The organism is Streptomyces pinistramenti (assembly GCF_020564935.1).
Taxonomy (GTDB): Bacteria; Actinomycetota; Actinomycetes; order Streptomycetales; family Streptomycetaceae; genus Streptomyces; species Streptomyces pinistramenti.
In genome coordinates this window covers 19,777-39,719 of the sequence record NZ_JAJCXB010000061.1, presented here as the reverse complement: position 1 = coordinate 39,719, position 19,943 = coordinate 19,777, and the positions used below count along the sequence as shown (strand labels likewise).

General features: G+C 71.5%; 17 protein-coding genes and 1 pseudogene. 6 read left to right on the top strand and 12 right to left on the bottom strand.

Going from position 1 to position 19,943, the window contains the following annotated elements:
* Positions 1–257: 257 nt before the first annotated feature.
* Entirely contained in the window at positions 258–857 is a 600-nt protein-coding gene (locus LIU39_RS29415) for a TetR/AcrR family transcriptional regulator (protein ID WP_227049969.1), read from the bottom strand.
* A gap of 123 nt (positions 858–980) precedes the next feature.
* Between LIU39_RS29415 and LIU39_RS29410 the strand changes: the two genes are divergently transcribed.
* Positions 981–1,730 (top strand): SDR family NAD(P)-dependent oxidoreductase, encoded by a 750-nt coding sequence (locus LIU39_RS29410; protein ID WP_227049968.1) that lies wholly within the window; start codon positions 981–983, stop codon positions 1,728–1,730.
* On the opposite strand, the gene LIU39_RS29405 is transcribed toward LIU39_RS29410, so the two are convergent.
* From LIU39_RS29405 to mshD, 3 genes are all read right to left on the bottom strand, one after another.
* Positions 1,687–2,865 carry a SagB/ThcOx family dehydrogenase gene (locus tag LIU39_RS29405; protein WP_227049967.1) on the bottom strand — a complete coding sequence of 393 codons (1,179 nt, stop codon included), beginning with the start codon at positions 2,863–2,865 and terminating at the stop codon, positions 1,687–1,689. The genes LIU39_RS29410 and LIU39_RS29405 overlap by 44 nt on opposite strands.
* A 92-nt stretch (positions 2,866–2,957) precedes the next feature.
* Positions 2,958–3,206 carry a hypothetical protein gene (locus LIU39_RS29400; RefSeq protein ID WP_227049966.1) on the bottom strand — a complete coding sequence of 83 codons (249 nt, stop codon included), beginning with the start codon at positions 3,204–3,206 and terminating at the stop codon, positions 2,958–2,960.
* A 174-nt stretch (positions 3,207–3,380) separates the two neighbouring features.
* A complete protein-coding gene (gene mshD / locus LIU39_RS29395; protein ID WP_227049965.1) occupies positions 3,381–4,319 on the bottom strand; it encodes a mycothiol synthase in 939 nt (312 codons plus the stop codon).
* A 258-nt stretch (positions 4,320–4,577) separates the two neighbouring features.
* Here mshD and LIU39_RS29390 point away from each other — a divergent pair, with 258 nt between their 5' ends.
* Both LIU39_RS29390 and LIU39_RS29385 read left to right on the top strand, forming a co-directional pair.
* Complete coding sequence (locus LIU39_RS29390) at positions 4,578–6,401, top strand: bifunctional metallophosphatase/5'-nucleotidase (protein WP_227049964.1); 1,824 nt, start codon at positions 4,578–4,580, stop codon at positions 6,399–6,401.
* Between the two features lie 231 nt (positions 6,402–6,632).
* Entirely contained in the window at positions 6,633–8,078 is a 1,446-nt protein-coding gene (locus tag LIU39_RS29385; protein ID WP_227049963.1) for an LmeA family phospholipid-binding protein, read from the top strand.
* An 87-nt stretch (positions 8,079–8,165) separates the two neighbouring features.
* Here LIU39_RS29385 and LIU39_RS35365 read toward each other — a convergent pair whose 3' ends face one another.
* Entirely contained in the window at positions 8,166–8,534 is a 369-nt protein-coding gene (locus LIU39_RS35365; protein WP_227049975.1) for a tetratricopeptide repeat protein, read from the bottom strand.
* Here LIU39_RS35365 and LIU39_RS35360 point away from each other — a divergent pair.
* On the top strand, positions 8,418–8,849 hold the full coding sequence (locus LIU39_RS35360; protein ID WP_227049976.1) for a hypothetical protein: 432 nt from the start codon (positions 8,418–8,420) through the stop codon (positions 8,847–8,849). The genes LIU39_RS35365 and LIU39_RS35360 overlap by 117 nt on opposite strands.
* 27 nt (positions 8,850–8,876) lie before the next feature.
* On the opposite strand, the gene LIU39_RS29370 is transcribed toward LIU39_RS35360, so the two are convergent.
* From LIU39_RS29370 to LIU39_RS29350, 5 genes are all read right to left on the bottom strand, one after another.
* Positions 8,877–10,412: a sensor histidine kinase gene (locus tag LIU39_RS29370; RefSeq protein ID WP_372464093.1), complete on the bottom strand. Its 1,536-nt coding sequence runs from the start codon at positions 10,410–10,412 to the stop codon at positions 8,877–8,879.
* Entirely contained in the window at positions 10,409–11,146 is a 738-nt protein-coding gene (locus LIU39_RS29365) for a response regulator transcription factor (RefSeq protein ID WP_227049962.1), read from the bottom strand. The genes LIU39_RS29370 and LIU39_RS29365 overlap by 4 nt, the downstream gene beginning before the upstream one ends.
* A gap of 240 nt (positions 11,147–11,386) precedes the next feature.
* The gene (locus LIU39_RS29360) at positions 11,387–12,595 is read right to left on the bottom strand and encodes a S1C family serine protease (RefSeq protein ID WP_308409427.1); all 1,209 of its coding nucleotides are present in this window, start codon (positions 12,593–12,595) and stop codon (positions 11,387–11,389) included.
* 122 nt (positions 12,596–12,717) lie between these two features.
* Positions 12,718–13,743, bottom strand: a complete 1,026-nt coding sequence (locus LIU39_RS29355; protein ID WP_227049961.1) for a LacI family DNA-binding transcriptional regulator — start codon at positions 13,741–13,743, stop codon at positions 12,718–12,720.
* A gap of 166 nt (positions 13,744–13,909) precedes the next feature.
* Positions 13,910–14,722 (bottom strand): response regulator transcription factor, encoded by an 813-nt coding sequence (locus tag LIU39_RS29350; RefSeq protein ID WP_227049960.1) that lies wholly within the window; start codon positions 14,720–14,722, stop codon positions 13,910–13,912.
* 312 nt (positions 14,723–15,034) lie between these two features.
* On the opposite strand from LIU39_RS29350, the pseudogene LIU39_RS29345 reads away from it, so the two are divergent.
* Positions 15,035–15,608: pseudogene (locus tag LIU39_RS29345) on the top strand (hypothetical protein); the annotation flags it as partial.
* A gap of 136 nt (positions 15,609–15,744) precedes the next feature.
* Here the strand turns inward: LIU39_RS29345 and LIU39_RS29340 are convergent.
* Both LIU39_RS29340 and LIU39_RS29335 read right to left on the bottom strand, forming a co-directional pair.
* Positions 15,745–17,655 carry an ABC transporter ATP-binding protein gene (locus LIU39_RS29340; RefSeq protein WP_227049972.1) on the bottom strand — a complete coding sequence of 637 codons (1,911 nt, stop codon included), beginning with the start codon at positions 17,653–17,655 and terminating at the stop codon, positions 15,745–15,747.
* A 98-nt stretch (positions 17,656–17,753) separates the two neighbouring features.
* Positions 17,754–19,487, bottom strand: coding sequence for an ABC transporter ATP-binding protein (locus LIU39_RS29335; protein WP_227049959.1), 1,734 nt, complete (start codon positions 19,485–19,487; stop codon positions 17,754–17,756).
* Positions 19,488–19,691: 204 nt separating this feature from the next.
* Here LIU39_RS29335 and LIU39_RS29330 point away from each other — a divergent pair, with 204 nt between their 5' ends.
* Complete coding sequence (locus LIU39_RS29330; protein WP_227049971.1) at positions 19,692–19,937, top strand: MoaD/ThiS family protein; 246 nt, start codon at positions 19,692–19,694, stop codon at positions 19,935–19,937.
* The last annotated feature ends 6 nt before the right edge of the window (positions 19,938–19,943 follow it).

Sequence of the window (19,943 nt, the reverse complement as noted above, 5' to 3'; positions counted from 1 at the left end):
GCTGGAGAAAGCCGCAAAGACCAGCAGCGTGACCGTCCGCGTCACCATGGACCGCAAGAACGGCGCCGCCGACACGGTCGAGGAGAAGTACCACCCGTAAACCCCGCACCCCGCACCACACGCGCCCGGTGGGCTCTCCGCCCCGCCGGGCGCGCAGTCGCGAGGCCCGAGTCTCACACCAGGGGCGCCCGCCGTTGACCGGCGGGCGCCCTCGCCCTGTCGCCGGGGCCGTCCCCCGTGCGCCGTCCGCGGCTCGCTCAGCGGGGCGCGTCCGGCCATTGGCTCATGGCGATGTCGACGGCGCGGTGCAGTGCGGCGCGGTCGGTGCCGCCTGCGGCCTGGACGGAGAGGCCGTACGAGATCACCGTGATGAAACGGGCGAGGTCGGCGGCGTCGGCGTCCTGTGCCAGGTCGCCTTCGGCCTGGGCGCGCTCGAAGCGTGCGCGCAGGGCTGCGTCGCCGGCGCGGCGGCAGGACTTCAGGTCCTCGCGTACGGGGCCGGCCTGTTCGCCGGTGGCGAGGGCGCTCTGGACGATGAGGCAGCCGGCGTCGGGGTTGGCCTCCGATGTGCTGACCTCGACCGCGCCGCGCAGCAGGTGTTCGGCGGCGGCGCGCGCCGTGGGCTCGTCGGTCGCGGTGCGGACGTGCTGCGCCGGGCCGTCCAGGTAGCGGTCGAGGACCTTGCGGAACAGGGCTTCCTTGTTGCCGTAGGCGGCGTAGAGGCTCGGGCGGCTGATGCCCATCGCGCAGGTCAGGTCGGACAGGCCGGTGCCCTCGTAGCCGTGTTTCCAGAACACCTGGAGTGCGCGGTCGAGCCGTTCGTCCAGGTCGAACTCGCGTGGGCGCCCTGTGGCCATGATCCAGACTCCGTCCGCACTTATGTATCGATGAGTATAGTACGCTCGGCCAAGTTCAGTACCGATCGGTATATAAGCGCGTACGGCACGTACGCGACAGAGCCACTGCACCGGAGGAAAGTCGTGGAGAAGACGCTGGCGGGCAAGGTTGCCCTGGTGACCGGCGGGACGCGCGGTATCGGGGCGGCGACCGCGCGGGCGCTGGCCGACGCGGGGGCCGACGTGGTGATCAGCTATGCGGCGTCGGCCGAGCGGGCCGAGGAAGTCGTCCGCGATCTCGCGGCCAAGGGCGTCCGCGCGGCCGCGCACCGGGCCGACCAGGGCGACGCCCGGCAGGTCACCGGCCTCGTCGAGACCGTGGTGGCGGACTTCGGGCGCCTGGACATCCTGGTGAACAACGCCGGTGTGTCGGTGAACGGCGTGGTCGGCTCACCCGACAGCGACACCGACGCCTTCGACCGCCAGATCGCGGTCAACATCGGCGGCGTGGTGACCGCGATCCGGGCGGCCACCCGGGCGCTGGGCGAAGGGGGCCGGATCATCACCATCGGCTCAACTCTGGCCACTCGTACGGCGGTTACCGGTGCCGCCGACTACGCGGCCACCAAGGCCGCGGTCGTCGGGTACAGCAAGGGCGCGGCGCGGGACCTGGCGCCGCGGAACATCACCGTCAACGTCGTGCAGCCGGGCTCCGTCGACACCGACATGAACCCGGCGGACGGGCCGGCCGCGGACGCCTGGCGTGCCGAGAACGCCATGGGCCGCTACGGACGGCCGGAGGAGATCGCCGCCGGCGTCGTCTTCCTCGCGAGCCCCGCCGCCTCCTTCGTCACCGGCGCGGTCCTCGACATCGACGGCGGCTTCCTGGCCTAGATGAGTGAGTTGTCGGACTGTCCCGGCTGTCCGTGACGCAGGGGCGTGTGCCGGAAGGCGTTGAGGTCGGCGGTGTCGGTCGGAGTGCCGGGGGCGGGGTGTCCGGCGGCGAGGACGTAGAGGGTGCTGTGGGTGGCGCTGTCGAGCCCGAGGCCGCCTTCGACGGCGGTGTCGTCGAAGGCGGCCTCTGGAAGGGGCCCAGGCCCAGCGCGGTGGCTGCCAGGGCGAAGGTCTGCCCGAGGTGTCCGGCGTTCAGGTGGCTGACCCGGTAGGCGCGGGGGTGTCGGTACTTCACGCGCATGCGTTCCCAAGCGGCGGTCACGAAGATGACGAAGGCCGCTTGGTCGGTGCCCTCCTGGTGCGCGCACAGCGCTCCGGCTTCGGTGTGGGTGAAGCCTTCGCGCAGGAGCTCCAGGCTGTGTTCGCGGGCGTTGTAGTGGAACAGACCGGCGGGGATGCCGGTGACGTTGGGGGTGGCGAGGTAGGCGTCGAGTTCTTGCCGGGCTCCGCCGGAGGGGCTGGTGCGCCGGATGAGGGCGCCGTACTCGAAGCCGTCGATGAACTCGGCAGGGCCGAAGACGGTAGCGAGCAGGACCGCGAGATCGTGCAGGCTCACCGGCTGGTCGCTGAAGGAGCGGTGCGTGCGCCTGCGGTAGAGGCTCTGCTCCAGCGGTGCGGACAGGCGAGGGTCCGGTGTACGGGGCAGCAGGATGCGGTCGGCCTCGGGGTACTCGGTGAACAGCGCCGGACGCCCGTCGCGGGTGAGGTGCTGACGCAGCTCGGGGGTGGCTGTCTCGAAGGGGACATCGCGCGTGGCGTAGTGGAAGAAGGATGCTTCCGGTGACCAGGGGCCCCAGGTGTCCGCCAGGCGCTCGTCCTCTTCGGCATCGGGGCTGCCTTCCTCGGCCAGCAGGCCGCATTCGAGCAGTGTTCCGGCTGCCTTCACCACCGTCTCGGGGTGCAGGTGGTCCAGAGCTTCGGCCGCATCGGCGGGGGTGGTCCAGGTGTCGAAGGCGCTGAGGATTTCCGCGGTCGAGGGGTGCAGAGCGACCGGCGCGTGACCCCGGTAGGCATGGGCGACGAAGTCCCCCCGGTGCCAGTAGCACGTCAAACCTCTCAGCCGCCGCAGCCGCACACCTGCTCCTCTCGCTCACAGGACCGGTCCCTGATCCGCCCAAGGGCACGGGGCCGGCACCGGCAGTTGCCGTGCCGGCCCCGCCCCTCGGGTCACTTCTTGTTGAAGGCACTGGTGCGGCGCTCTTCCCGCTTGACGGGCACAGGCTTGATCTCGATCTCGCGCATGATGGACGCCTCCTTCGGCCTCCGTTTGCGTTTGCGTACGCTGCCCAAACGCCCCGTCACTTCCCAGGGGACGAGGGAATAGCCCACCGGCCCGTCGGCGGACCGCAATTGCCCCGTAAGCCGCTGCCCGCAGGACAGCGATCTTGGCGGCAAGGTACGGGGAGGCGCGCTCACGTCGCCTCCGTGCCCGCCGTCAGACCGCCCCGCCCGCCAGGCAGGACGATGAGCGGCCGGGGCTTTCGCGTGACCTGCCGGACAGGCCCTGGGTCCAGACGTCACACTTCCGCCTGGCACACGCGCCGGGCCCGGCCCGGTGTGCCGGTCCCGGCCTTCAGGCCGCTGGGACGCTCAGGTCTCCGACCGGTACATCAGGTCCGTCTCGTGGGTGAGGAAGCCGAGGCGTTCGTAGACCGTGACGGCGGCCGTGTTGTCGGCGTCGACGTAGAGCATCGCCGTCGGCAGGCCCTGCGCGGCCAGGTGGCGCAGGCCGATCGAGGTCAGGGCCTTGCCGAGGCCGCCGCCCTGCGCGCCCGGCCGTACGCCGAGTACGTAGACCTCGCCGAGGCCCTCGTCGGCGTGCACCTTGGTCCAGTGGAAGCCGACCAGCCGGCCGTCCCGCTCCGCGAGGAAGAAGCCCTTCGGGTCGAACCAGCTCTCGGCCTTGCGGTCGTCCAGGTCGCGCTGGGTGAGGGAGCCCTGCTCGGGGTGGTGCGCGAACGCCTCGGCGTTCACGGCGAGCCAGGCCGCGTCGTCGGCACCGGGCTGGAAGGTGCGGATGGTGACGCCCTCGGGGAGGCGGGGTTCGGGCAGGTCGAGGTGGGTCAGGGGGCGGCGCATCTGCCGCAGTTCGCGGAACATCGTCAGGCCGAGGGTCTGGGCGAGGTGCCGGGCGGAGGGATGACCGCCGTGCGCCCACACCCGCAGCCGCCTGCCGGACTGTTCCATCAGCTCGCCGCCGAGCGCCCGGCCGTGCCCGCGGCCGCGGTGCGCCGGGTGCACGACCAGCTCGGCGGCCGGGGCCTCCACCGGGTCGGTGTCCTCCAGCTGCCCGTAGCCGACCAGCTCGTCGCCGTCCTCCGCGGGCACGTACACCAGCACATGCCGGACGCCCACCCGGGCCCCGCCGCGCAGTTGCAGCCGCCCCTGTTCGGACACGGCGGGCTGCCCGTCCGTCCGTGCGGCCTGCTCGATCAGTGCGAGGGCCGCGGCGGCCACGTCCGGCGCCAGCTCGGCGGCCACCTGAATCCTGCGGCCGGTGCGGCCCGTCTCCTGTGCAGCGTCAGTCATGCTTCGAAGCGTACGGCGCCGGGGCGGGACACCGGGCGCCGACCGGGCAGGGCCGGGGCGGGCCGCCCGCAGCCCGCCCCGGCTTTCGGCCACCGGACCGTCATCTTCCGGCCCCTGTTGCGCTACGCGCGTTGACCGTAGGCTGCCGTCCGCCCGGACTCGTCACACGCGTCCCCCGGACACCTACGACGCGCACGGGCCGGCCGCCTCGCCCGCACGCACGGCGCCGCCACCCGACCGGCCCACGAAGGGGACCACATGCCAGCGACATCTCAACGGCGGCGCCGCATCCGCGGATTGGCCGCCGGTACCGCCGTACTGGCCGCCGCCGTCGGCCTCACCGCAGCGGCCGCACCGGCCGGCGCGGACCACCGCACGGACCAGCGCGCCGACCGGTCGCACGGCCGCACCGTCGACGTCCAGCTGCTCTCCTTCAACGACTTCCACGGCAACCTCGAACCGCCACAGGGATCGTCGGGGACCGTGGAGGAGACACAGCCGGACGGCAGCAGGAAGACGGTCGCGGCGGGCGGCGTCGAGTACCTCGCACAGGCGCTGCGCACAGCCCGTAAGGGGCACCCGTACTCCGTCACCGCGGCGGCCGGCGACATGGTCGGGGCCAGCCCGCTGCTCTCCGGGCTCTTCCACGACGAGCCGACCATCGAGGCGATGAACAAGCTCGGCCTCGACGTCACCTCCGTCGGCAATCACGAATTCGACGAGGGCCGGGCCGAGTTGACCCGGATGCAGAAGGGCGGCTGTCACCCCAAGGACGGCTGCTTCGAGGACGGCAAGACCTTCAAGGGCGCCGACTTCCCCTACCTGACGGCCAACGTCACCGACGACAGGACCGGCAAGCCGCTGCTCAAGCCGTACACCGTCTGGAAGCACAAGGGCGTCGAGATCGGCTTCATCGGGGTGACCCTGAAGGGCACCCCCGACATCGTGAACGCCGAAGGGGTCAAGGGCCTGACGTTCCACGACGAGGTAGCCACGATCAACAAGTACGCCAAGGTCCTCGAACGCCAGGGCGTGAAGTCGGTCGTCGCGCTCATCCACGAGGGCGGGATGCCCGCCTCCACCTCGTACAACTACGACTGCGACAGCCCGGGTCCTGGCGACGGCATCTCCGGGCCGATCACCGAGATCGCCAAGAAGGTCACCCCGAAAGTCGATGCCCTGGTCACAGGACACACCCACCAGGCGTACGCCTGCACCATCCCCGACCCTTCCGGGACTCCCCGTACGGTCACATCGGCCGCCTCCTTCGGCCGGCTCTACACCGACACCACGCTGACGTACGACCGCAGGACCAAGGACATCGTGCGCACCCGCGTGCACGCGCCGGGCGCGGCCAACCGCGTCGTGAACCGCAAGGGGCCCAAGGCCGCGGACATGACGTCCCTGATCGCCCGCTGGAACAAGCTGGCCGCGCCGGTCGCCGGACGGCCCGTCGGCCACATCTCCGCCGACATCCCGGGCCGCGGCGCGAACACCCCCGAATCGCCCCTGGGCGACGTCGTCGCCGACGCCCAGCTCGCGGCCACCGCGGACACCGGAAAGGGCGGGGCCCAGCTCGCGCTGATGAACCCGGGCGGCATCCGCTCCGACCTCGCGTACGCGGCGTCCGGCGGTGAGGGGGACGGGGTGGTCACCTACGGGGAGGCGTTCACCGTCCAGCCGTTCACGAACATGATGCACGTCGTCGATCTCACCGGCGCCCAGCTGCTTGCCGGGCTCCAGCAGCAGGTCAGCGGCCCGAACGAGGCATCGCCGAAGATCCTCCAGGTGTCCGAAGGACTCACTTACACGCTGGATATGACCCAGTCGGGCGCCGCCCGCGTCGTCAAGGACTCGGTGAAGCTGAACGGCAAGGCCATCGACCCGGCGGCGGCCTACCGCGTCGCCATGAACGAATTCCTGGCCGGCGGCGGCGACGGCTTCCCCGCCTTCAAGGACGGCCAGAACCCGCACGTCGGCCCCTCGGACCTGGACGCCTTCACCGCCTACCTGACCGCGCACTCGTCGGCCCAGAAACCCCTGGACCCGCCGAAGGCGGACCGCATCACGGTCGTGAAGTAGGAAGAGCCGCAACCCCGTTCGGTCGTTCCTTGTTTCCGCCTTTCCCGCGCATACGGGAAAGGCGGAACGGGAAAGACGGAACCGGAAATCCGGCATGGGAAATAAAGCTGCGGGTACGGGGTACCCGACGTCCGGAAAATTTCGACCAAGTCGGCGCGACAATCTTCGCGTAACTCGCTTACCGCCGGTAGGACTTGCGTGCGAGGGTCCTGCGCATGGTGGGATGTGCGGATGCGAACCCCCACACGCATATCTTCACCCTCGGCGCACAGGGCATCCGCGACACCCGCGGCGCCCTCGGCAGCCCTGTCCTCGTCCGCCGCTCCCGGCCCCGCCCCATCGGGCCCCGCGGACGAGCCGGCCGGGGACACCCGCGAGTTCGAGCCGGTCAACCCGTACGCGGACCTGGCCGCACTCGCCGACCCCGAGCCCGAGCCCGAGCCGGTCTCGGACCCCGCCGGACGCTCCCTCGGTGAACGCCGCAGATACCTCAACGAGCGCGATGACAGCGACGATCCGCTCGGCCTCGGCCTGCGCTCCGACGACGAGCGCGACGAGGAGTGGGCGCCGCCCAACCACCGCCGCAACAAGCGCGGCATCAGCCGCTTCGCCGCCGTGCCGCTCACCCTGAAGCTGCTGGTCGCCGTGCTGGTGTGCGCGGCATTCCTCACCCTTTCCGACCGGTTCGCCGTGCTGTACGCGCAGAACAAAGCCGAACAGCAGATCAAGAAAGCGATGCATCTCACGGCGACCCCGGAAGTCGAGATCAAGGGCTTCCCGTTCCTCACCCAGGTCGCGGCCAAGCGTCTCGACCAGGTCGACGTCACCATTCCCGACGTGGCCGCCGACCGCGTCTCGCTGGCGAAATTCGAGGCGAGCGCCCGCGATATACAGCTGGACGGTGATCTGCCCACTTCCATCAAGGGCGCCACAATCGGTTCGATGCACGGCAGTGTGCTGCTCGCCTTTGAGGACATGAACCGTGAACTGGGCGCATCGCAGGTGAAATTCAGCGAAATGGGACCGAATGCGGTCCGAGCCGTCGGTCAACTGCCGATCGCCGGACGCGAATTGCGCGTCCACGCCCAGGCCAGCATTCAGCGGGCGGGCGACCGCGGTGTCTCCACCCAGATCAGCAAGATGCGCCTGGACATCGGCGACGTCGCCGTCTACCGGCCCGGCACCGGCAAGGAAGAGGGCCTGCGGCTGACCCGCAAGGCCGCCGGCGAACTGAGCCGGCAGGCCGCGAAGGTGAAGGCGATGCTCAGCGTCCCGGCCATCGCGCACCGCATCGGCATCCCGCAGGAGTACATCGACCAGGCCCTGCACAGCGAGGAGAAGCTGCACGAGCTGACCGGCGCCCCGCGGTTCGTCGAGAAGCTGATGAAGGTCAACCTCGTCGACGTGGTCGTCGACCACCCCTGGCTGCTCCAGAAGGTCGGCATCGACCCGAAGGTGCTCGGCGCACTGACCGGCCTCACCAAGCCGCAGCTCGCCGACCAGCTGTCCCTGTCCTTCCGGCTGCCCAAGACGCCGGGCGACGTCCGGCTGCGCCACATCTCCGTACAGGAGGACGGCATCCGCGCCGAACTGACCGGCTCCGACCTCCCGTTCGGCGACGCCGCGAAGAAGGCGAAGCGACAGCAGGCGACGGATGGGCAGGAGAAGAACGGCTGACGGCAGCCACGAACCGTTCCTGCCGGGTGGCACGGCTATGGGCCACCCCGGCTCCTGACCAGGCCGTTGCCCCGGCAGGGGCGGGCCTCACCACCTCCCGATGCGGGTGCGCAGCTCTACCGCCCCGGGGTCGTCGAAGCCGTCGAGGATACGCAGCGCCTCGGCCCGATGGCGGCGGGACCGGTCGGGGTCGTCCTCGGCGAGTGCGCCGGCAAGGGCGTCGAGAGCCAACGCCTCTTGCCAGTGGTCACCCAGTTCATGGTGCGCCGCCACCGCGCGCCGATGAAAGTCGGCTGCCTCCGCCGGGCGCCCCATCGCCCGATACGTCTCGCCCGCGCCGTGCCAGGCCATCGCCTCGCGGCTGCGGTCCCCGAGGCGGCGGTGGAGCGAGGCGGAGCGCTGAAAGGAAACAAGCGCATCGGCATACTCGCCGAGCGCACGTTGAGCGTGGCCCAGGGCGATGAGCCAGAAGCCCTGCGCGAAGGGCGGATCACCTGCGTCCTCGACTTCGAACACGCCACGTACGCCGAGAGGTTCCGCGACTTCGGCAAGCTCGACGAGCACATCTTCGACGCGTTCCCGGCCGGTCGCGACGTCTTCCTCGCGTCCTACGCCGCCGCCTGCCCGCTGCCGGACGACTGGGAGCAGCGCGTCGCTCTCGGGCAGGTGCTGCACGCGCTGAACATGCATGTCTACTTCCGGCGCTGGTCCCCGCAGTGGGCGCCGCAGTACGCCCGGCAGGTGAAGGAGTGGCTCACGAGAAATACGTGAACAGCCGGACGTGGCTGCGCAGGTGCGCTACGGCTGCCCCGGCAGTTCAGGCGGCGGGGCCGGAGCCCCCGGGAGGGTGAGGACCGCCTCGGTGCCGCCGCCCGGGGCGGCGCGCAGCAGCACGCCGCCGCCCGCCTGCTCCGCCGTGCGGGCCACGATCGACAGGCCGAGGCCGCTGCCCGGCAGGCTGCGGGCGGACGGGGAACGCCAGAACCGGGCGAAGACGTGCGGCAGTTCGTCCTCGGCGATGCCGGGCCCGTGGTCGCGTACGGTCAGCTCGCCCGCCGTGAGACCGACCTCGACGGTGCCGCCTGCCGGGCTGAACTTCACCGCGTTGTCGAGCAGGTTGACCACCGCACGCTCCAGAGCCGCAGGTTCCGCGCGCACGTACCAGGGGTCGAGGGCGGCCGTCACGGTCAGCGAAGGGCCGCGCAGCCGGGCCCGCTCCAGGGCCGCACCGACGATCTCGTGCAGCGCCACGACCCGCACGGCACCCGCGCTGCCAGGACCCGCATCGGGCGTACGGGAGAGTTCCTGGAGGTCGCCGATCAGCGCCGCCAGCTCCCCCATCTGCGCCTTGACCGAGCCGAGCAGCGCCTCCTTGTCGGCGGCCGGGATCTGCCGTCCTGACCGCTCGCTGCGCACCAGCAGGTCGATGTTCATCCGGAGCGAGGTCAGCGGGGTGCGCAGCTCGTGGCCCGCGTCCGCGATCAGCTGCTGCTGGAGTTCGCGGGAGGCGGCGAGCGCGGCCGTCATGGAGTTGAAGGAGCGCGAGAGCCGGGCGATCTCGTCCTCGCCGTCCGCGGGGATGCGGATGGTCAAGTCCTCGGTGCGCGCGACGTGTTCGACGGCCTCGGTCAGCCGGTCGACGGGTTTGAGGCCGGCCCGCGCGACCCACAGACCCGCAGTGGCCGCGCCCAGCACGCCGACCCCCGCGACGATCAGCAGCACCAGCGCGAGCTGGTTCAGCGGCTGGGTGACCTGGTCCATGGGCGCGGCGACGGAGATCGCCAGCCGGTTGCCGCGTGCGTCGGTGATCGGCCCCGGGTAGTGCACCGTCGACACCCGCATCTCGGTGCCGTTGGCGGAGCGGGTGGTGTGCACCGTGTTGGCCAGCCGTCCGTCGGCGACCGCGACGTCGGTGCGCTGGGCGGGGATCGCCTCCTTCTCCGGCGAGGTGCAGACGTCGCCCGACGAGGACACCAGCTGGATGGTGTACGGCGTCGGCTGGAAGGTCACCCGGCCCTCCGCGGTGCCCGAGCAGGAGAACTTCAGCGCCTGGACGTAGTCCTGGCCGACGTCGACGCTGCGCAGCGTCGTGTCGAGCTGTTCGGTGAGCCGGTCGCGGGTGATCAGCCAGCAGGCGGCGGCCGAAGCGGCGACCGCGACGGCGACCGCGACGGCGGTGAGCATCGCCAGCCGGGAGCGCAGCGGCAGCTGCCGGTAGCGGCGGGCGGCCCGCTCGACGATGCCGGGGGCGGGGGCTGCGGTGGCGCCCCCGCCTGGGCCGGGCTCGTCGGGGCCGGGTGCGTCCGGGGTGTGCGGGGTGTGCGGGGTGCTCATTCCGCGCCGCCGTCCGCCCGCAGCACGTAGCCGACGCCGCGCACGGTGTGCACGAGGCGCGGCTCGCCGCCCGCCTCCGTCTTGCGGCGCAGGTACATCACGTACACGTCGAGGGAGTTGGACGTCGGCTCGAAGTCGAAGCCCCAGACCGCCTTGAGGATCTGCTCGCGGGTGAGGACCTGGCGGGGGTGCGCGAGGAACATCTCCAGCAGGGTGAACTCGGTACGGGTCAGCTCGACCGCCCGGCCTCCCCGGGTCACCTCGCGGGTCGCCAGGTCCATCCGCAGATCGCCGAAGGACAGCGTGTCGCCCTCTTCGGGCGGCGCGCCCGCGGCCGCCGCATACGAGCTGCGGCGCAGCAACGCACGGATGCGGGCCAGGAGTTCGTCCAGCTCGAACGGCTTGACGAGGTAGTCGTCGGCGCCTGCGTCGAGCCCGGTGACCCGGTCGCCGACGGTGTCGCGCGCGGTCAGCATCAGGATCGGCACGGTCACCCCGCTCGCGCGCAGCCTGCGGGCGGCGGTCAGCCCGTCCATCCGGGGCATCAGCACGTCCAGCACGATCAGTTCGGGGTCGTAGACGGCAACCTTCTCGACCGCGTCGAGACCGTCGACGGCCTGCTCGGTGCCGTACCCCTCGAAGGCGAGCGAGCGCTGCAACGCCTCGCGGACCGCTGGCTCGTCGTCGACGATCAGGATGCGGGCGGGCTGATCACCGTGCTCGGCGGGGCTCATGTGCGTGACTACCTCGTGGTGCGATACGGGACGGCTGACGGCTCAGGCGCTGGGCCTGCCCTCAGCCTTGCACGGTGCCGCGGTGTGCGCCGCCCGCGCACCGGGCGATGGCGGCGGCGAGCGCACGGCGTGCGCGGTGGACCGGAACGGCGATCCTGTGGGCCATGGCGGCCTCCTGGTCGTACGGGGAAGGTGGTGCCGGGCGGCCCGGCCGGGCGGGCCGCCGTTCGGGGGGCGGGCTCAGATCCCGCTGTTGGCGCCGCCGCTGCCGCCGCCGCGCAGCCCGTCGAGGTCGGCCTTGACGGTGTTGATCGGGATGGCGAAGCCGAGGCCGACGCTGCCCGCCGTGCTGCTGGCCGCCGAACTCGGCGCGTACATCGCGGAGTTGATGCCGATGATCTGGCCCTGCATGTTGATCAGAGCGCCACCGGAGTTGCCGGGGTTGAGCGAGGCGTCGGTCTGGATGGCCTTGTACGAGGTCTTGGACGAGCCGGTGTCGCCGTTGTACTGGTTGCCGCCGAACTCGAACGGCCACTCGTCGCCGCCGCCCTGCCCCTGGCCCTGCCCCTGCTGCCCCTGGCTCTCGCTCTTGGGGACGGTGACGTCGCGGTTGAGGGCGGAGACGATGCCGCTGGTGACCGAACCGGTCAGGCCCTCGGGCGAGCCGATCGCCACGACCTGGTCGCCGACCGCGATCTTGTCGGAGTCGCCGAGGCTCGCGGCGGTCAGGCCCTTGGCACCCCTGACTTTGATCAGCGCCAGGTCCTTGTCGGGGTCGGTGCCCACGACGTCGGCGGTCTTCCGGCTGCCGTCGCTGAAGGTGACGGTCACGGTGCGCGCCCCGGACACCACGTGGTTGTTGGTGACGATCTCGCCCTTGCCGGTGACGACCACGCCGGACCCGGTGGACTCGCCGTCGGCGGACCGCGCCTGGATCTCGACTATCGCCGGGCTGACCGCCTTCGCCACCCCCGCGACGCCGTTGGTGGTCTGGCCCGCGTTGACCAGCGGCGTGGAGACGGTGGCCTGGTCGTGCCTGGCCGTGCCGGCGAGCAGCGCCGCGCTGCCGCCGCCGATGAGCCCGGAGGCCAGCGCCACCGCCGCGATCAGCGCGACCGGCCGGCGGGCCCTGCGCCGCGGCGCCGCCTCCGGCTCGGGCCGCCGCGGGTCCGCACCCGCGAACCCGGCATACGCACCGTCGCCGCCGCTCCCGCCGTGACCTGCCGCTCCGCTGCCGTCGCCGACCGCACCCGACTCGCTGCCCGCACCCGCACCGGCCGCCCGGCCGGGCCACACCGTGACGCCGTCACCGGCCGCGACCGGGTCGGCCGGTGCGTACGGGGGCGGCGGCGGGAATGCCTGCTCGCCGCCCTGGCGGGGCTCGTAGCCGTAACCGTACGGCCGGTCCTGGGGCATCTCGTCGCCGCTTCGGCGGTAGCTCTCGGTCATGCGATTACTCTGCGGTCGGTCCATGAGAGCGGTCTGAGAGTGTCCTGAGAGACCCGACAGAAGTCGGTATGCCCGGTATAAGGAACCGTCGCTTCCGCCTGGCGCGCGACGGCTTCGGGACGTCAGCCCCCGCAGCCGCAGGACCTGCGCACCACCAGACGCGAGGGGAACTGCCGCAGCCGCTCGCGGCGCGAACCCACCACCCGCAGCCCGTCGTCCAGCACGAGGTCGACGGCGGCCCGCGCCATCGCCTGCCGGTCGGACGCCACGGTGGTCAGCGGCGGATCGGTGAGACCCGCTTCCTTCACATCGTCAAATCCCGCGACGGCCAGCCCGCCCGGCACGTCGATGCGCAGCTCACGGGCGGCCCGCAGCACCCCGATCGCCTGGTCGTCGGTCGCACACATCAGGGCCGGCGGCCGGTCCGGGCCCGCCAGCAGCTCCAGCGCGACCCGGTAGGCGTCGTAACGGTTGTACGGCGCCTGGAAGTAGCGCCCGTCCAGCGGCTTCCCGGATTCCTGCATCGCCCGCCGCCAGCCTTCGACGTGGTCGGTGACCGGGTCGCCCGACTTGGGGGTGGCCTCCGTGCCGCCGAGGAAGGCGACGTACGGGTGGCCGTGCTCCAGCAGGTGCCGGGTGGCCAGTTGCGCGCCCCAGATGTCGTCCGTCATGACGGCGACGTCGTCGATGGCGTCCGGCCTGCGGTGCAGCAGCACCACCCGGGCGTCCCAGGCATCGATCTCGGCGGCGGCGTGCTCGCTGGGGCCCTGGCTGATCAGGATCAGTCCGGAGACCCGCATCCCGAGGAACGCACGGAGGTAGTGCACCTCGCGCTCGTCCAGGTAGTTGGCGTTGCCGACCAGGACCATCTTGCCGCGCTCGGAAGCGGCCTGTTCGACGGCGTGCGCCATCTCCGCGAAGAACGGCTGCCGGGCGTCCGGGACGATCAGACCTATGAGGTCGGTGCGGCGGGACGCCATCGCCTGCGCGACCCGGTCCGGCCGGTAGCCGAGTTCCTTGATCGCGGCGAGGACCCGCTCGCGGGTGGCCGGGGCGACCGGCCTTGGTCCGTTGTTGATGACGTAACTGACGACGGCGGTCGAGGTACCCGCCAGCCTTGCCACATCATCCCGCGTCACCTTGGCCACGCGCGGCAGTCTACGCGGGTGGTGCCAGGGGGCTACCAGCAGTTCACGGACCGGATCGTGCGGCTTGTGAACCGCCGGACCGCGCGGCCCGCGCCCGCCGGACGGGCCGGTGGCCGGCGGCCGCACCACGGCCGCCGCCGGCCACCGGCCCGTCACCTCCCCACACTCACCCCTTGGCGGACCGGCTCACGGCCGCTTCCGGTGCGGCGGCCGCCTCGTCCTGGCCCGCCTGCTCCCCGGCCCTGTCCTTCGCCTTCGCCTCGGCCGCCGCCACGCGCTCCGCCTTCTCCGCCGCCGCGCGCTCCACCTTCTCCGGCGTCACGAAGCGGTAGCCGACGTTGCGGACGGTGCCGATCAGCGACTCGTGCTCGGGGCCGAGCTTCGCGCGCAGCCGCCTGACGTGCACATCGACGGTCCTGGTGCCGCCGAAGTAGTCGTAGCCCCAGACCTCCTGGAGGAGCTGAGCGCGCGTGAACACCCGGCCCGGGTGCTGCGCGAGGTACTTCAGCAGCTCGAACTCCTTGAAGGTCAGGTCCAGGATCCGGCCCTTGAGCTTGGCGCTGTAGGTGGCCTCGTCCACCGACAGGTCGCCGTTGCGGATCTCCATGGGGCTGTCGTCGGTGGTGATCTGCTGCCGCCCCATGGCCAGCCGCAGCCGGGCCTCGACCTCGGCCGGACCCGCCGTGTCCAGCAGGACGTCGTCGACACCCCAGTCGGCGGTGACGGCCGCAAGACCCCCCTCCGTGACGACCAGGACCAACGGGCAGCCGGGGCCCGTGGACCGCAGCAGCTGGCACAGCGACCGCACCTGCGGCAGGTCGCGGCGGCCGTCGATCAGTATGACGTCGGCCCCTGGGGTGTCGATGAGGGCCGGGCCCTCGGCCGGGGCCACCCGCACGCTGTGCAGCAACAGGCCGAGCGCGGGCAGCACCTCCGTCGACGGCTGAAGTGCGTTGGTCAGCAGCAGGAGGGAACTCACTTCCGACCACCTGCCCGATACCCGGTCCGTTTGCTCCGGTACTGCTCGCTTCGCTCGCCCATGACGTCTGGTTCCTCCTCGGTCCCTGCGACGGGGGCACCACCCGGCCTCGGCCGGGGGAGTCTGCGGCACTGCTTCGAACGGTACTTTCGGCCACGCTCGGGGGCCTGCCCGGAAGCACAAAAGGATCCGGGGGCAACGCTGCCCGGATCCTTCATGCCCAGCAGAATAACTCACATGACGTCCGGACCCGAGGCCGATCTCGCACGTTCCCGTGTTCCTTCGATCACGTCGCGTGGCCACCGCGCGACGCTGCTGACCGACGACGGCGTGCGCATCGAAGCCGCGTACGAACCCAGAAACCCCGGCATTCCCGCTGGTCAGGACGGTGGCACCGGCGGCCCTTCGGAGGACGTCGCGATCGTCCTGGCACACGGCTTCAACGGAGCGCTCGGCAGGCCCGCGCTGCGCCGGGCCGCCGCCGCCTTCCGGGGAAGGGAGGCCGTCATCACGTTCGGATTCTCCTCCCGGGGGCACATGGGGCACCCCCGCTGAAGGCAGGGGAAGGCTCCGGCGGCCGCACCACCCTGGGCGACCGCGAGGTCTGTGACCTGGCCGCCGCCGTCCGCCGGGCCCGTTCGCCGGGTCGCCGCCGTCGGCTTCTCCGAAAGGGGTGCGGGGCGACAGCCACTCCGCCAGGGGCGGTGGCCGGGCGACGGGCGGGCGGCTCGGTCGTCCTGCGGCACCCGGCGCTGCACGGCAGCGGGAGCGCGGGGGGCGCACGGACGCACACACCAATGCGGTCGTCGCGGTGAGCGCCCCCACGCGCGGGTACTACCGGGACACCGCATCGATGCGCCGCCTCCACTGGGTCGTCACCCGGCCCACCGACCTGTGGACCGCGCCCGTCTTCGGCCACGCGGAGAACGCGGCCGGCGCCGGGCTGCTGGACCGGATCGGGGACCGGCTCACGCAGCAGCTGCCCGGCACGGCCACGGACTGAGCCGGACAGCCGCCGGCCGCTACTCCGTTTCCGCCACCGCCTCCGCGAACTGCGCCGCGTACAGCCGGGCGTACGCGCCGTCGGCCGCCAGCAGGGCGTCGTGGCTGCCCTGTTCGACGATGGCGCCGGACTCCATCACCAGGATCAGGTCGGCGTCGCGGATGGTCGACAGGCGGTGCGCGATGACGAAGCTGGTGCGTCCCGTGCGGAGCTGGGCCATGGCGTGCTGGATGAGCACCTCGGTGCGGGTGTCGACCGAGCTGGTGGCCTCGTCGAGGACGAGGATCGCGGGCTCGGCGAGGAACGCGCGGGCGATGGTGATCAGCTGCTTCTCGCCGACCGAGACATTGCCGCCCTCGTCGTCGATGACGCTGTCGTAGCCGTCCGGCAGGGTCCGCACGAAGCGGTCGACGTGGGTGGCCTTCGCCGCCTCGACGACCTTCTCGAACGGGGTGCCCTCGGGAGCGCCGTACGCGATGTTCTCGGCGATGGTGCCGCCGAAGAGCCAGGTGTCCTGGAGGACCATGCCGATCTGGGCGCGCAGTTCCTCCCGCGGCAGCTCGGCGATGTCGGCGCCGTCGAGAGTGATCCGGCCGCCGTTCACCTCGTAGAAGCGCATCAGGAGGTTGACGAGGGTGGTCTTGCCCGCGCCGGTCGGGCCGACGATGGCGACGGTCTGGCCGGGCTGGACGGACAGCGACAGGCCGTCGATGAGCGGCTTGTCCGCCTCGTAGCGGAAGGACACCTTCTCGAAGGCGACCCGGCCTGCGGCGCGCACCGTGTCCGCGCGGGCGCCGGGCGGCCGGGTGTCGGGCTGCTGCTCGTCGGCGTCGAGGAGTTCGAAGACCCGCTCGGCCGAGGCGACGCCGGACTGCACGAGGTTGGCCATCGAGGCGACCTGGGTGAGCGGCTGGCTGAACTGCCGCGAGTACTGGATGAACGCCTGCACGTCACCGATCGACAGGGCGCCCGAGGCCACCCGCAGCCCACCGACGACCGCGACCAGCACGTAGTTGATGTTGCCGATGAACATCATGGCGGGCTGGATGATGCCGGAGATGAACTGCGCCTTGAAGCCGGCGGCGTGCAGCGCGTCGTTCTGCTCACGGAAGAGGGCCGCGGCCTCCCGCTGCCGGCCGAAGACCTTCACCAGCGCGTGGCCGGTGTACATCTCCTCGATGTGCGCGTTGAGCTTGCCCGTCGTCTTCCACTGCTGGACGAACTGCGGCTGCGCCCGCTTGCCGACCTTGGCCGCGACGAACACCGACACCGGCACCGTCAGCAGCGCGACCACCGCCAGCAGCGGCGTGATCCAGAACATCATGGCGAGCACGCCGACGATGGTCAGCAGCGAGGCCAGGATCTGGCTCAGGGTCTGCTGGAGCGTCTGCTGGATGTTGTCGATGTCGTTGGTCGCCCGGGAGAGCACCTCGCCGCGCTGCTGCGTGTCGAAGTAGCTCAGCGGCAGCCGGGACAGCTTCTCCTCGACCTGCTCGCGCATCCGGAACACGGCGCGCTGCACGACGCGGGTGGCGATCCGGGCCTGGAGGAAGCCGAAGAGCGCGGCGCACACGTAGATCAGCGTGACGCCGAGCAGGACCGTGCCGATGGCGCCGAAGTCGATGCCACGGCCGGGGATCACGGGCATCGCGCCGACCATGTCAGCGAGACCGCCCTGGCCGTGCGCCCGCAGCTGCTCGGCGGCCTGGGCCTTGGTGAGGCCGGCCGGCAGCTTCCGGCCGATGAGACCGGAGATGATCAGGTCCGTGGCGTGCCCGAGGACCTTGGGCCCCAGGACGTTCAGCGCCACGCTCGCCACACCCAGCACCACCGCGACGGACATGATGCCGCGCTCGGGCCGCATCTGCGACAGCAGCCGCAGGCCCGAGCCCTTGAAGTTCATCGACTTCTCGGCCGGGCCGGACATCATCCGGCCGGGCCCCGGCGCCGGGCCGCGGCGGGCCGGCGCCGCGGCGGGCGGCGCTGCGGAAGTCTCGGTACGGGAGGCCGCTCCCTTGTCCGGGGTGGTCACGCCGCCTCCTGCTCGGTGAGCTGGGAGAGCACGATCTCCCGATAGGTTTCGTTCTCCGCCATCAGCTCGGTGTGGGTGCCGGTGCCGACGACCCGGCCCTCGTCCAGGACGACGATCCGGTCGGCGCCGCGGATCGTGGCGACCCGCTGCGCGACGATGACGACGGTCGCCCGGTCGGTCTCCCGGGACAGCGCGGCCCGCAGCGCGGCGTCCGTCGCGTAGTCCAGCGCCGAGAAGGAGTCGTCGAAGAGGTAGATCTCCGGCTTGCGCACCAGCGCGCGGGCGATGGCGAGCCGCTGCCGCTGGCCGCCGGAGACGTTGCCGCCGCCCTGGGCGATGGGCGCCTCCAGACGGCCCTCCATCCGCTCGACGAAGTCGCGGGCCTGCGCGGTCTCCAGCGCGTGCCACAGCTCCTCGTCGGTGGCGTCCGGATTGCCGTAGCGCAGGTTGCTCGCGACGGTCCCGGAGAAGAGGTACGGCTTCTGCGGGACCAGGCCGATGGCGCCGGCCAGCGTCTCCTCGTCGAGGGTGCGGACGTCCTCGCCGTCGACCAGGACCTCGCCGCCGGTCGCGTCGAAGAGCCGCGGGACGAGCCCGATCAGGGTGGACTTGCCGCTGCCGGTGGAGCCGATGACGGCGGTGGTCTCGCCGGGGCGTGCGACGAGCGAGATGTCCCTGAGCACCGGCTGCTCGGCGCCGGGGAAGCGGAACTCGACGTTGCGCAGCTCCAGTTCACCGCGGGTGCGCAGGGTGGTGACCGGGTTCTGCGGCGGGGTGACGCTGCTGTCCGTCGACAGCACCTCCTGGATGCGCTCGGCGCAGACCTCGGCGCGCGGCAGCATCATCACCATGAACGTCGCCATCATGATCGACATGAGGATGTACATCAGGTAGCTGAGGAACGCGGTCAGCGCGCCGATCTGCATGTCACCGCTGTCGATCCGCTGCCCGCCGAACCACACCACGGCCACGCTGGAGAGGTTCACGATCAGCATGACGAGCGGGAACATCGTCGACATCAGCCGCCCGGCCCGCACCGACACGTCGTACAGATCGGTGTTGGCCCCGGCGAACCGCTCCTGCTCGTGCCGGTCGCGTACGAAGGCACGGATCACGCGGATGCCGGTGATCTGCTCGCGCAGCACGCGGTTGACGGTGTCGATCCGCTCCTGGACTCCGCGGAACAGCGGACGCATCCGGCGCACGATCAGCGAGACCAGGATCCCGAGTACCGGGACGATGATCAGGAGGAGGCCGGAGAGCGGCACGTCCTGATTGAGCGCCATCACGACGCCGCCGATGCACATGATCGGCGCCGAGACCATCATCGTGAACGTCATCAGGACCAGCATCTGGACCTGCTGGACGTCATTGGTGGTGCGGGTGATCAGCGAGGGGGCACCGAACGTGCCCACTTCCCTGGCCGAGAAGGACTGCACCCGGTCGAACACGGCGGCCCGGATGTCGCGCCCCAGCGCCATGGCCGTCCGCGCGCCGAAGTAGACGGCGCCGATGGCGCACAGGATCTGCAGCAGGGTCACGGCGACCATGAGGCCGCCGGTGCCGAAGATGTAGCCGGTGTCACCCTTGATGACGCCGTTGTCGATGATGTCGGCGTTCAGAGTGGGCAGGTAGAGGGTGGCCAGCGTCTGGATGAGCTGGAGGAACACGATCAGGGATATAGCGCGCCTGTGGGGCCGCAAATGCGCCCACGCGAGTCGGACCAACACCTTTCGACCCTATGCGAACGATTGCCCGCGGCAATCGAATATTCGAAGACGTGCAGGACGGCCCCGGAGCCTTTGCCAGAACTTGCCCGGAGCCGGATCGGCCGCCGCGTGCGCCATCATGGACGACGCATCACCACACATCACGACGCACACGACGCACACGACGCACACAACGAAGAGGCCGCCGTGACAACAACTGGCACCGTGCGCTACTGGGCAGCCGCCAAGGCCGCCGCGGGCACGGCCGAGGAGCCCTACGCGGCGGCGACGCTCGCCGATGCGCTGGACGCGGCACGCGCCGCGCACGCCGCACAGCCGGAGTTCGCGCGCGTCCTGCTGCGCTGCTCGTTCCTGGTGGACGGCGATCCGGTCGGCACCCGCGCTCACGCGGACGTGCCGCTGGCCCAGGGCGGCACGGTCGAGGTCCTGCCGCCGTTCGCGGGAGGGTGAGTACAC